The organism is Cellulosimicrobium cellulans (assembly GCF_006539945.1).
GTDB lineage: Bacteria > Actinomycetota > Actinomycetes > Actinomycetales > Cellulomonadaceae > Cellulosimicrobium > Cellulosimicrobium cellulans.
In genome coordinates this window covers 38195-50513 of record NZ_BJNZ01000014.1, presented here as the reverse complement: position 1 = coordinate 50513, position 12319 = coordinate 38195, and the positions used below count along the sequence as shown (strand labels likewise).

Sequence of the window (12319 nt, the reverse complement as noted above, 5' to 3'; positions counted from 1 at the left end):
CCGGCGGCCGTGCGGCGGCGACGATGGGCGCCATGACCGACAGCCCCGCACCCCGCACCACGACCGTCACCGTCACCGACGAGGGCGACCGCTTCGAGGCCCGCACCGACGACGGTGTCGTCGCCGGGTTCGCCGCGTACGTCCGCGAGCCCGGGAAGGTGATCTTCACGCACACCGAGGTCGACCCGGCGTTCGAGGGCCACGGCGTCGGCTCGGCGCTCGCCGCGGGCGCGCTCGACCAGGTCCGCGCGTCGGGAGAGCGCGTCGTGCCGCTGTGCCCGTTCATCCGCGCCTACATCGAGCGCCACCCGGACTACGAGGACCTCACGCGGCGGTGAGCCGGCAGCCGGCGGCGCACGAGGTCGGCCGGTGACACGGTGAGACGGCGGAGCGCCCCGGTCCCGAGGGGCCAGGGCGCTCGCGTACGGCGGCGAACCCGTGAGGGGACGCGAGGGGTCAGGAGATGGTGCCCGTGCCCTCGCCCTCCATGCGCTCGTCGTGCAGCAGCTCGCCCTCGGCGTCGACCGGGACGATCGTGCCGTCGAACGTGATGGGCGAAGCCGACTGGTAGCGGAAGTTCGTGGCGTACGAGTACGACTGGCCGGTGCCGAACGTGTAGACCGTCGGCTCGCGGTACGCGCCGGGCGCCATGCCGTCGTCGTGCACGCCCTGCGCCTCGTACAGCGCGTCGTCGACGATCGTGTCCATGCCCTGCATGTAGGGCCAGTCGTCGTAGCGCTCGTCGATGCTCACGAGGCTCGAGCCGAGGTCGATCGGCGCGCCCTCGTTCGTGATGACGTAGTTGACGAAGACGATGTCGTCGCCCTCGGCGATGATCGGCTGGTTGTTCTCCGGGTCGACGAACAGGCCGTCCTTGGTCGCCTGCGTGACGCCCACCTGGTAGACGTCGATGCGGACGTCGCCGACGTTGAAGGTCGAGATCTGCTCGCCCGGGTTCGTGACGGGGTTCGCCCAGTCGGGCAGCTCGCCGCTCGCGCCGGTCTCCTCGGCCGCGGCGTCGTCGACCTCCTCGGCGTCCTCGACCGGCGCGGTCTCCTCGGCGGACGTCTCGTCCGGCGTCGGCGTCTCGGGCGTGTCACCGCCGACGTTGATGGTGCACGCGGTGAGGCCGAGCGCGAGCGCGGCGGCGACGGTCAGGCGGGCGGCGGAACGGACGGGACGCATGAGGAGCTCCGGTGTTTCGGGGAGGGGTGCCGCACGGACCTTACCCAGAGTCGAGTCCGCGGATCGATGGGGAGCGGTGCCCATGAGACGGCGGGGACGTCCGGGACCTTCGCCTGTTGCGCTGCCGCCGGAGCGCGAGGACCCTTCCCCTATGCCTCGGCACCGCCTCTCCTCGATGTCTCCCGCACGCGCGGACCTGCGCGTTCGTCCCGCGAACGCCGCGCGGTGGGGTCGCGCGTGACCGCCCTGCGGGTCGAGCGCGCCGACGTCGTCGTCGTGGGCGGTGGCGCGGCCGGTCTCAGTGCCGCGCTCGCGGTCGCGGAGGCCGCGGCGCGGGAGGACCGCCGCGCGCCCGTCGTCGCCCTCGTCTCGAAGGTGTACCCGATGCGGTCGCACACCGTCGCCGCGGAGGGTGGGGCCGCGGGCGTGGTGGGCGACGACGACTCGCTCGAGCAGCACGTCGCCGACACCCTCGCGGGCGGCGCCGGGCTCTGCGAGGAGGACGCTGTCCGGTTCGTGGTCGAGCGTGCGGCGGGCGAGCTGTACCGGCTCGAACGCTGGGGGCTGCCGTGGTCGCGGACCGACGAGGGCGAGGTGGCCGTGCGCCGGTTCGGCGGCATGAGCCGGGCGCGCACGTGGTTCGCCGCAGACAAGACGGGCTTCCACCTGCTCCACACCCTGTTCCAGACGTCGCTGCGGCACTCGGCCGCCGACGGCCCGGTCCGCCGGTACGACGAGCACCACGTGCTCGACCTGGTGGTCGACGACGCGGGCGGGCCGGACGCGCGGGTGCGCGGCGTCGTCGTGCACGACCAGCACCGCGGCGAGCCGTTGCTGCTCGAGGCGCCCGCGGTGGTCCTCGCGACGGGCGGGTCCGCGCGCGCGTGGGGGACGAGCACCAACGCCGGCATCTGCACGGGCGACGGCACCGCGATGGCGCTGCGTGCGGGCGTGCCGCTGCGCGACCTGGAGTTCCTCCAGTTCCACCCGACCGGCCTGCCCGGGAGCGGCATCCTGCTCACCGAGGCGGCGCGCGGCGAGGGCGGCGTGCTGCTCGACGCCGACGGTCGTCGCTACCTCGCCGACTACGGGCTGGGGCCCGAGACGCCGGTCGGGGCGCCCGTGCCGCGCACCATGGAGCTCGGGCCGCGCGACCGGCTGTCGCAGGCGTTCTGGCACGCCGACCGCGACGGCCGCACGATCCCCACGCCCGACGGCGGCGTCGTCCTGCTCGACCTGCGGCACCTCGGCAAGGAGCGGCTCGCCGAGCGGCTGCCGCTCGTGACGAGCCTCGCGAAGCAGTTCGCGGACGTCGACCCCGCGGCCGAGCCCGTGCCCGTCCGCCCGACGGCGCACTACACGATGGGCGGCATCCGCACCGACGCCCGTGGAGCCACCTCGATCGCCGGCCTGTTCGCCGCGGGGGAGTGCGCTTCCACCGGCCTGCACGGCGCCAACCGGCTCGGGTCCAACTCGCTCGTCGAGACGCTCGTCGTCGGGCGCGCGGCGGGGGAGGCCGCGCTCGCGTGGTCGCGCGCGGCCGGACACCCTGGGGTCGACGGCGGCGCGGCGGGTGCGGGGGCCGGCGTCGGCCCCGCGTCGGTGGACGGCGAGGTCGTCGACCGCGCCGCCGAGATCGCGGACGGCTACCTCGCGATGCGCGGGCGCGGGACGGAGCCGCCCGCGGCGATCCGCGCCGAGCTCGGCCGCGTGCTCGACGCGGACGCCGGGATCTACCGCGACGCCGACGGGCTGCGGCGGGCGCTCGCGACGGTCGAGGACCTGCGCGCCCGCTACGCCGACGTGCGCGTCGCGGACACGAGCCCGGTGCTCAACACCGACTGGGCGACCACGGTGGAGCTCGGCGCGACCCTCCTCGTCGCGCACGCGGCGGTGGCAGCCGCGCTCGCGCGCGAGGAGTCGCGCGGAGCGCACCAGCGCCTCGACTTCCCGGAGCGCGAGCCGGTGGCGCAACACTCGGAGGTCCGGCTCGGTACTGCCGGCGCGCTCGAGGTGGCGCACGTCCCCGTGGGCGCCGAACACGACATGAGGGCCGGAAAGAGCCCGAGAACGACCCTCATGTCGTTCTCGGCGGACGAGGGAGCGGGTTCGTGAGCGAGGCGGAGCGGCCGGTGGAGGCACGGACGGTGCGGCTGGAGGTCGCGCGGACCTCGCCCGACGGCGCGGACACCGGGCGGCGGGACGTGTTCGACGTGCCCTACGACGACCGCACCTCGGTGCTCGACGCGCTCCAGTGGGTCAAGGACCACGCGGACCCCACGCTCACGTTCCGGTGGTCGTGCAAGATGGCCGTCTGTGGCAGCTGCGGCGTGATGGTCAACGGCCGCCCCGTGCTCGGGTGCGAGACGTTCGTGCGCGGCTACCGCACGTCCGGCCTCGTCGTCGAGCCGCTTGCGCACGCCGAGGTGCTCCGCGACCTCGTCGTCGACACCGACACGTTCCTCGGCAAGCTCGCCGCCGTGCAGCCGTGGCTCGTGCCCGACGGCGCGACGCGGCTCCCGCTCGTCGACGCGCCGCCGCGTGCGGCCGAGGCGGCGGCCGGGGTCGAGGTGGGCGACGTCGTCGCCGACCCGCCGACGGCGGACGGTGACGACGCGCTGCGGGCGCACGGGCCGGCGTCGGGCCACCGGCAGACGCCGGGCGAGCTCGCCGCGTTCAAGAGCTTCGCCGAGTGCATCGACTGCATGCTCTGCTACGCGGCGTGCCCGCAGCTCGACGTCGCGCCGGGCTTCCTCGGCCCGGCCGTCGTCGCGACGGCACGCCGGTGGGACGAGGACTCGCGCGACGCCGGCGAGCTCGACCGCGCCGACGTCCTCGACACCGAGCTCGGCGCCTGGCCGTGCATCCAGGTCGGGGCGTGCACCCAGGTCTGCCCCAAGGGCGTCGACCCGGCCCGCGCGCTCCGCGACGCCCAGCGCGTCGCGACCGAGACGTGGGACGCCCGCAGCCGGCGCGGGTGAGGAGGCGGCCGCCGGACGGTGCGTTCCCGCCGCTCAGATGCGCCGGGGGCCGGGGCCGTCCGACCCGAGGGCGTCCTCGGGGTTGAGCAGCCGGCACGCCTTGAGCGAGAGGCAGCCGCAGCCGATGCAGCCGGTCAGCTCGCGCTGCAGGTGGTCGATCTGGGTGCGCCGCAGCTCGAGCTCGTCGTTCCAGAGCTTGGCCACGCGCCTCCAGTCGCGCTGTGACGGCGGGTGGTCCAGGGGGAGGCTGGTGAAGACCTCCTGGACGTCCGCGAGGGGGATGCCGAGCCGTTTCGCGACGACGATGAGCGAGATGCGCCGGAGCATGTGCCGGGGGTAGCGGCGCTGGTTGCCGGACGTGCGCGTCGAGGCGATGAGGCCGAGCTGCTCGTAGTAGTGCAGCGCTGACACGGCGACGCCCGTGCGGTGCGCGACCTCGCCGACAGCGAGGAGATCGTCGGGTTCGAGCGACACGGATACCTCCCTTGACCTCAAGTTTACTCGAGGTATTAGCGTCGCGGCGGGTCGTCCACCGGGGCGCCCGCAGGGGGGCGTACGCCCCGACCGGACGTGGCGAGAGGACGGCCCGAGATGACCCAGACCGAGCAGGAACGGCAGGACACGGGGACGGCAGGCACGTGGCGCGAGCTGCTGGGCGGGCGGTACGCCCCCGTCGCGGCGGTGCTCGCGGGCGGCGTCCTGCTGGAGGCGAGCAACGTCTACCTCACGACGAGTCTCCTGCCGACGATCGTGGCCGAGATCGGCGGCGCCGAGTTCTACGCCTGGACGATGACGACGTTCCTGCTGGCCTCCGTCGTCACCTCCATGCTCGTCAGCAGGGTGCTGACGCAACAGGGCGCGGTCCGGGCGTACCTGCTCGCGCTCGGGCTGTTCGCCCTCGGGTCGCTGCTGTGCGCGGCCAGCCCGTCGATGCTCGTCCTGCTGCTCGGCCGCACCGTCCAAGGGCTTGGCGGAGGACTGCTCGCCGGACTCGGGTACGCCCTGATCCAGCGGGCGCTGCCCGAGCGGCTCTGGGCCCGGGCTGCGGCTCTCGTCTCGGCGATGTGGGGCGTCGGGAACATCGTCGGGCCGGTCGTGGGAGGCGGGTTCGGGCAGGTCGGCGCCTGGCGCGCCGCGTTCGTCAGTCTCGCGGTCGTCGCGGCGCTCGTCTGCGTGCTCGTGGTCCGCTCGATGCCGCGCACCGCCCGGAGCCGCTCCGGCGAGTCGGTGCCGTGGGCGTCGCTCGTGCTGCTCGCGAGCGCCGTCGCAGCGGTGGGCGTCGCGAGCGTCGTGCCCGCCGGTGTCGCGACCGCGGCGGCGCTCGTCGTCGGGGTCGTGCTCGGCGTGTGGTTCGTCCGTCACGAGCGGAGCGGGCGCAGCGGGATCCTGCCCCAGGTCACGTTCGCGCGCGGGTCCTCGCTCCGCTGGGTCTACCTCACCGTCGCAGTCCTCGCGTTCGGCATCGGCACCGAGGCGTTCATCCCGCTCTTCGGGCAGGAGATCGGAGGACTCGGTCCGCTCGTCGCGGGACTGCTCGGGGCGGCCCTCTCGCTGGGCTGGTCGGTGACCCAGATGGTCACCGCGAACGCCACGACGGTCCGGGCGCGGCGGGGCCTCATCACGGTGGGCCCGCTGGTGGTCGCGCTCGGTCTCGCCGCGTACGGGCTGCTCCACCACGACGGGCCGTCGGGCATGGTGATCGCCCTCTGGTTCGTGACGCTCTTCCTCGCGGGAGCCGGGATCGGGCTCGGGTTCCCGCACCTGACGGTCGCCGCGCTGGGGAGCACTGTCGGCGAGGAGGAGGGTGCCAAGGCCGCGGCCGCGGTCAACACCGTCTTCCTCATCGCGACGGCGCTCAGCGCCACCCTCGCCGGCGTCCTCGTGAACCTCGGGGCACCCGACCTCGTCCGGTCCGCCCAGCTGCTCATGCTCACGTTCGCGGGCGTCTCCCTCGTCGGGACGGTCGTCGCGCGCCGCGCCGCGGCGGGAGTCAGGGCGGTGGCGTGAGGCGGTGGGCCGGCGGGCCCACCGCGCCGAGAGAGAACCCTGGTCCGCCGAGAGAGAACCGCGGGTCGCCGAGGCAGAACCCTGGTCAGCGCCAGGGTTCTGCCTCGGCAGGGAGGTCAGCCGCCGAGGGCGGCGGAGACGACGTCCTTCGCCTCGGCCTGGACCTGGGTCAGGTGCTCGGCCGAGACGAACGACTCGGCGTAGATCTTGTAGACGTTCTCCGTGCCCGACGGCCGGGCCGCGAACCACGCGTTCTCGGTCGTGACCTTGAGCCCGCCGATCGGTGCGTCGTTGCCGGGCGCACGGGTGAGCCTGGCGGTGATCGGCTCGCCGGCGAGCTCGGTCGCGGTGACCTGCTCGGGCGAGAGCTTGCCGAGCGTGGCCTTCTCCTCGAGCGTCGCGGGCGCGTCGACGCGCGCGTACCAGGACTCGCCGTAGCGCTCGACGAGGTCGCGGTGGTGCTCGGACGGCGTCCGGCCCGTGGCCGCGATGATCTCCGACGCGAGCAGCGCGAGGAGCAGGCCGTCCTTGTCCGTCGACCAGACGCGGCCGTCCTTGCGGAGGAACGACGCCCCGGCGGACTCCTCGCCGCCGAACCCGACGGAGCCGTCGAGCAGGCCGGGCACGAACCACTTGAACCCGACGGGGACCTCGACGAGCCGGCGCCCCAGCCCGCCCGCGACCCGGTCGATGAGGGCGGACGACACGAGCGTCTTGCCGATCGCCGCGTCGTCGCGCCAGCCCTCGCGCGCGCCGCCGTAGAGGTACTGGATCGCGACGGCGAGGTAGTGGTTGGGGTTCATGAGCCCGGCGTCGGGCGTGACGATCCCGTGGCGGTCGGAGTCGGCGTCGTTCCCGGTGGCGACGTCGAACGGCGCGCCGCCCTCGGCGTCGCCGGAGTCGCCGGTCATCCCTGCGACGAGCGACGCCATGGCGTACGGCGACGAGCAGTCCATACGGATCTTGCCGTCCCAGTCGAGCGTCATGAACGCCCAGCGCGGGTCGACCTGCGGGTTCACGACCGTGAGGTCGAGCCCGTACCGCTCGCCGATCTCGCCCCAGTACTCGACCGACGCGCCGCCCAGCGGGTCGGCGCCGATGCGCACGCCGGAGTCCCGGATGACGTCGAGGTCGAGGACGTTCGCCAGGTCGTCGACGTACGTGGTGAGGAAGTCGTGCTTGTGCACGTGCTCGGACGTGAGCGCCTGGGTCAGCGGCACGCGCGGCACGCTGCCGACGCCGGTGCGCAGGATCTCGTTCGCGCGGTCCGCGATCCAGCCGGTCGCCTCGGACCCGGCGGGGCCGCCGTGCGGCGGGTTGTACTTGAAGCCGCCGTCGCGCGGCGGGTTGTGCGACGGCGTGACCACGATCCCGTCCGCGAGGCCCGGTCCCGTGGTGCGGACGCCGTCGATCGTCGTCGCCTCGTTGTGCAGGAGGATCGACTGCGAGACGGCGGGGGTCGGGGTGAACGAGTCGCGCGCGTCGACGTACGTCTGGACGCCCGCGGCGACGAGGACCTCGAGCGCGGTCTGCCACGCCGGGAGCGACAGCGCGTGCGTGTCGCGGCCGATGAACAGCGGGCCGTCCGTGCCCTGCGAGCGCCGGTACTCGACGATCGCGGCCGTGATCGCGATGATGTGCGCCTCGTTGAACGCGTGGTCGAGGCTCGACCCGCGGTGGCCCGACGTGCCGAACACGACCTTCTGCGCGGGGTCGTCCACGTCGGGGGCGAGGTCGTAGTAGGCGCCGACCACGGCGTCGACGTCGATCAGGTCGCTGGGCTGGGCGGGCGTGCCGGCGCGGGGATCCATGGGTCGATCCTGCCAGGGGTGACGTCCGCGCGTCAGCCGGGACCGCCGTCCGGTCAGGTTCTACTCGGCAGGTCCGGTGCTCGCGCGGTCGATCGCCATCTCGACGGCGTCGAGCAGGCGGTCGAGGCTCGCGTCGAACGGGCCCTGCGGGGCGTCGAACCCGCCCGCGACGTAGACGCGCGTCATGACGGGGTAGCGCTCGACGTCGAACCAGTCCTCCCAGAAGCTGCCGAGCGTCGTCCAGTACTCGTCGTTGCCGACGCCGGTCGCGTCGCGCTCGGTCCGCTCGGCGATCGTGGCGCGCGCGAGGCCCTGGACGTAGTTGTCGACGAGGCCGAGGGTGTCGACGACCTGGAGCTCGGAGAGACCGGTGTCGACGATGGTCCGCAGCCCGGCCTCCTGGGCGTCGAGCACGTGGGGCGCGAGCGGGGCGCGCCACATGTTGGTCTGGAGGATCCACGGGTGGCGCAGGTAGAGGTTCCACAGCTCGTGCGCGTACTGCGCGAGCGCGGGCCGCCACGGGGCTCCCGCGGCGGGCAGGTCGAGCTCGGCGTACGCGCGGTCGATCATGAGGTCCACGAGCTCGGTGCGGCCCGGCACGTACGTGTACAGCGACATCGCTCCGACGCCGAGCTCGGTCGCGACGCGGCGCATCGAGAGCGCGTCGAGGCCGCCCTCCTGCGCGACGGCGATCCCCGCCCGCACGACGTCGTCGAGCGTGAGCCGCGGCTTGCGGCCACGGGTCGCGGGGGCCGGCGGGTCCCACAGGAGCGCGAGGCGGCGCGTGATCTCGGGGGTGCGGACGACCTCGGTGAACTGGGCCCGTGCGTGCTCCGCGGCCTGCACGGCGGAGGCGACCCCGGCGTCCGCGGCCGCGACGACGCCGCGCGGCCGTCCCGGCTCCTCCGGCTCCGGGGTCGCGGGCGAGGTCTGCGGGGTGCCCGACGGCGCGAGGCCGCCGTCGCGCTCGTCGGTGCGGTCGGTCGTCACGTGCGTATCCTCCCCGACTTCGGTCGCGTCCCGCCCGACAGCCTCGGCGGGGCAGAGGCTTGCCTCTTCCCGTACACCGTATGCTAACGTGGATCCTCAATTTCGGTACGGCGTACGAAAGGGTGGCTCCGGTGATCCGAGCCCGTGGCCTGACCAAGACCTTCCACCGCAAGAAAGAGACCGTCGAGGCCGTCAAGGGCATCGACGTCGACGTCCGTGAGGGCGAGCTCGTCGCCTTCCTCGGCCCCAACGGGGCCGGCAAGTCCACGACCCTGAGGATGCTGACGAGCCTCCTCGAACCGACCGCCGGGACCGCGGAGGTCGCCGGCTACGACGTCGCGCGCGACCCGGCCCGGGTCCGATCCCGCATCGGCTTCATCGGGCAGGGCAACGGCGGCGGGTACTCCTACCGCGTGCTCGACGAGCTGCACAACCAGGGCCGCTTCTACGGCCTCCCGCCCGGCGAGTACACGCGGCGGGCCGCCGACCTGCTCGCAGCCCTCGACCTCGGCGGGCTCGAGAAGCGCACCGTGCAGTCGCTCTCGGGCGGCCAGCGGCGCCGGCTCGACGTGGCGCTCGGGCTCATGAACCACCCGCCGCTGCTGTTCCTCGACGAGCCGACGACGGGCCTCGACCCCCACGCGCGCGCCAACCTGTGGGAGCACATCGCCGCGATGCGCGAGCGGTACGGCATGACGATCGTGCTCACCACGCACTACCTCGACGAGGCCGACTCCATGGCAGAACGCGTCGTCGTCATCGACCACGGCGAGATCATCGCCGACGCCACTCCGGACGCGCTCAAGCACAGCCACGCCGACGACGTCATCACGCTCGCGGTGGCCCCCGCGGCGGGCGGGAGCGGCGTCCCCGGCGAGCGGTCGGGCGTGGTGCCCGACGTCGTCGGCCGCGTCCGCGCGTCCCTCGCCGAGGACGTGGGCCAGGTCGAGACCACGAGCGGCGCCGACGGCGTCGTGTCCGTCCGGATCTCCACGACCCACGGCGCGGACCGGCTGCCCGAGGCGATCGAGTCGCTGCGCGTCGGCGGCCTCGCGGTGCGCTCGGCCGAGCTCAAGCAGGCGAGCCTCGACGACGTGTTCCTCAACCTCACCGGGCGCAGCCTGCGAGAGGAGGCCGCATGAGCACGCGCACCGACCTCTCCTCGCCGGCGAGCCGGACGACGCCCGGCACCGACGCGTTCCTGCGGACCGGGGTCGCGAAGCTCCTCGCCGACACCTGGGCCGTCTTCACGCGCGAGATCCTGCTCGTCCTGCGCGACCCGTTCACGCTGATCTTCTCGCTGCTCCAGCCGCTGATCTTCCTCGGCCTGTTCGGCCCGCTGCTCACGGGTGCGGTCGGCGGGTTCGGGGGCGGGGCGCCCGGCGGCGGCGGGTCGACGGCGGAGACGCTCCAGTGGTTCGTGCCCGGAGTGATCGTCATGATCTCGCTGTTCGGCACGTCCATGAGCGGGTCCAACCTGCTCTACGAGATGATGACCGGCTCCTACGAGCGCGTGCTCGCGACCCCGCTCGACCGGTCCGCGATCCTCGTCGGCCGCTCGCTCAAGGAGTTCGCGCCGCTCGTCGTGCAGGGCCTGCTCATCGCGCTGGTCTGCGTCCCGTTCGGGTTCACGCTCTACCCGCTGCACCTGCTCGTCGGGCTGCTGCTGCTCGGGCTGTTCGGCATCGGCGTCGGCGCGCTGTCCATCGCGCTCGCGCTCGCCGCGAAGAACCGCGAGTGGCTGTTCTGGGGCGTGCAGCAGTCGTTGCTCTTCCCGCTCCTCATCCTGTCCGGGATGATGCTGCCGCTCGAGGCCGGGCCGGCGTGGATGCGCACGGCGGCGCTGTTCAACCCGCTGACCTACATCGTGGACGCGGAGCGCGCGCTGCTCGCCGGGACGTTCGCGAGCACGGACGTGCTGTGGGGCTTCGTCGCCGCGGCGGTGACGTGCGTCGTCGGCCTGTGGGTCGGCATCCGCCGCACGCGCAAGACCGTCTGACAGGACACCCGGCCTCGCAGCGGGCATGAAGTGGGCCCGGTTCTCGCCGCAGAGCCGGGCCCCCTTCATGCCCACAGCACGGGAGGGACGTTCGTCCCGGGTCGGGCGGACGTCGTGCCCGTCCTGCAGGCGTTCGTCCCGAGGCGCGACCCGGGCGGTCGTACGCTCGCAGAGGCCCGAGCCGGGGCTGGCGACGCGACGGGAGGGTCGAGGGTGAGCGACACCGAGACGGTGCAGGGGACGAGGGACCGCGCGGGGAGGGTCGTCGTGCGGCGGCACGCCGAGGTGGTCGCGGCGGCGCAGGACCCCGGGCTGTTCTCCAGCGCGGCGTCCGCCCACCTCCAGGTGCCCAACGGCCTCGACGGCGCGGCGCACGCGCGGGCGCGCCGTCTGCTCGACCCGTTCTTCGCCCCGGACGAGCTCGCCTGGCTCGCACCGGTGCTCGACGACCTCGCCGCCGGCCTGGTCGACGACGTCGCGGGCGGCGCGTTCGACGCCGTCGAGCTGGGCGCGCGCTACGCCGTGCGGGCGCAGTCGGCGTGGCTCGGATGGCCCGCGGACCTGGAGCCAGAGCTGCTCGACTGGGTCGCGGAGAACCGCGCCGCCACGCGCTCCGGCGACCGCGCGTGGACGGGCCGCGTCGCGGCCCGCTTCGACCGCATCGTCCGTGGCCTGCTCGACGCGCGCCGCGCCGGCGCGACGTCCGGCCCGGCGTCGACCGGACCGGGGCACGACCCCGCGCCCGGCACCGTGGGCTCGGACGTCACCGCCCGCCTGCTCGCCCAGCGCGACGACGACCGCCCGGCGTGGACCGACGAGGAGCTCGTCTCGATCCTGCGCAACTGGACCGGGGGCGACCTGTCCTCGCTCGCCCTGTGCGCGGGCGTCGTCGTGCACTGGCTGGCCGAGCACCCCGAGCACCAGCACCACCTGCGCGACGCCCCGGACCCCGCGCTCGACGCGGCGGTCGACGAGATCCTGCGCCTCGACGACCCGTTCGTCTCGAACCGGCGCGTCGCGACGCGCGACACCGTCGTCGCCGGGTGCCCCGTCGCGGCGGGCGAGCAGGTGGTGCTCGACTGGCGCGAGGCGAACCGCGACCCGGACGCGTTCGGCGACCCCGCCGCGTACGACCCGGAGGGCCACGCCGACCGCAACCTCGTCTACGGGACCGGCCCCCACGTGTGCCCCGGCCGCCCGCTCGCGACGCTCGAGCTGCGCGTCCTCGTCCGCCGTCTCCTGCGCGCGGGGACGGTCGTGCACGACGGCGCCCGCCCGGCCGAGCGCGAGACCGCACCCGTCGCGGGCTTCCGCACCGTCCCGGTACGCATCGCGAGGTGACGCCG

At 74.2% G+C, this 12319-nt stretch carries 11 protein-coding genes; 7 read left to right on the top strand and 4 right to left on the bottom strand.

Annotated elements, in window-relative coordinates; all coding sequences use genetic code 11:
• Nucleotides 1–32 precede the first annotated feature (32 nt).
• Nucleotides 33–338: a GNAT family N-acetyltransferase gene (locus CCE02nite_RS11905; protein WP_141389851.1), complete on the top strand. Its 306-nt coding sequence runs from the start codon at nucleotides 33–35 to the stop codon at nucleotides 336–338.
• Nucleotides 339–456: 118 nt separating this feature from the next.
• Here CCE02nite_RS11905 and CCE02nite_RS11900 read toward each other — a convergent pair whose 3' ends face one another.
• Nucleotides 457–1185, bottom strand: coding sequence for a hypothetical protein (locus CCE02nite_RS11900; RefSeq protein ID WP_141389850.1), 729 nt, complete (start codon nucleotides 1183–1185; stop codon nucleotides 457–459).
• Nucleotides 1186–1422: 237 nt separating this feature from the next.
• Between CCE02nite_RS11900 and CCE02nite_RS11895 the strand changes: the two genes are divergently transcribed.
• Together CCE02nite_RS11895 and CCE02nite_RS11890 are read left to right on the top strand one after the other, a co-directional pair.
• Nucleotides 1423–3300, top strand: a complete 1878-nt coding sequence (locus CCE02nite_RS11895) for an FAD-binding protein (protein WP_218027097.1) — start codon at nucleotides 1423–1425, stop codon at nucleotides 3298–3300.
• A complete protein-coding gene (locus CCE02nite_RS11890; protein WP_141389848.1) occupies nucleotides 3297–4166 on the top strand; it encodes a 2Fe-2S iron-sulfur cluster-binding protein in 870 nt (289 codons plus the stop codon). The genes CCE02nite_RS11895 and CCE02nite_RS11890 overlap by 4 nt, the downstream gene beginning before the upstream one ends.
• A 33-nt stretch (nucleotides 4167–4199) precedes the next feature.
• Here CCE02nite_RS11890 and soxR read toward each other — a convergent pair whose 3' ends face one another.
• Complete coding sequence (soxR, locus tag CCE02nite_RS11885; RefSeq protein WP_141389847.1) at nucleotides 4200–4640, bottom strand: redox-sensitive transcriptional activator SoxR; 441 nt, start codon at nucleotides 4638–4640, stop codon at nucleotides 4200–4202.
• 117 nt (nucleotides 4641–4757) lie between these two features.
• Between soxR and CCE02nite_RS11880 the strand changes: the two genes are divergently transcribed.
• Nucleotides 4758–6173, top strand: a complete 1416-nt coding sequence (locus tag CCE02nite_RS11880) for an MFS transporter (protein ID WP_141389846.1) — start codon at nucleotides 4758–4760, stop codon at nucleotides 6171–6173.
• A 116-nt stretch (nucleotides 6174–6289) separates the two neighbouring features.
• On the opposite strand, the gene pgm is transcribed toward CCE02nite_RS11880, so the two are convergent.
• Together pgm and CCE02nite_RS11870 are read right to left on the bottom strand one after the other, a co-directional pair.
• Nucleotides 6290–7984 carry a phosphoglucomutase (alpha-D-glucose-1,6-bisphosphate-dependent) gene (pgm, locus tag CCE02nite_RS11875; protein ID WP_141389845.1) on the bottom strand — a complete coding sequence of 565 codons (1695 nt, stop codon included), beginning with the start codon at nucleotides 7982–7984 and terminating at the stop codon, nucleotides 6290–6292.
• A 60-nt stretch (nucleotides 7985–8044) separates the two neighbouring features.
• Nucleotides 8045–8974 (bottom strand): TetR/AcrR family transcriptional regulator, encoded by a 930-nt coding sequence (locus CCE02nite_RS11870; RefSeq protein ID WP_141389844.1) that lies wholly within the window; start codon nucleotides 8972–8974, stop codon nucleotides 8045–8047.
• A gap of 131 nt (nucleotides 8975–9105) precedes the next feature.
• Here CCE02nite_RS11870 and CCE02nite_RS11865 point away from each other — a divergent pair, with 131 nt between their 5' ends.
• The 3 genes from CCE02nite_RS11865 (at nucleotide 9106) to CCE02nite_RS11855 (ending at nucleotide 12314) form a co-directional block, all read left to right on the top strand.
• A complete protein-coding gene (locus CCE02nite_RS11865; protein WP_255318826.1) occupies nucleotides 9106–10116 on the top strand; it encodes an ABC transporter ATP-binding protein in 1011 nt (336 codons plus the stop codon).
• Complete coding sequence (locus CCE02nite_RS11860; RefSeq protein WP_141389842.1) at nucleotides 10113–10973, top strand: ABC transporter permease; 861 nt, start codon at nucleotides 10113–10115, stop codon at nucleotides 10971–10973. The genes CCE02nite_RS11865 and CCE02nite_RS11860 overlap by 4 nt, the downstream gene beginning before the upstream one ends.
• 213 nt (nucleotides 10974–11186) lie before the next feature.
• Complete coding sequence (locus CCE02nite_RS11855; RefSeq protein WP_255318825.1) at nucleotides 11187–12314, top strand: cytochrome P450; 1128 nt, start codon at nucleotides 11187–11189, stop codon at nucleotides 12312–12314.
• Nucleotides 12315–12319: the final 5 nt, after the last annotated feature.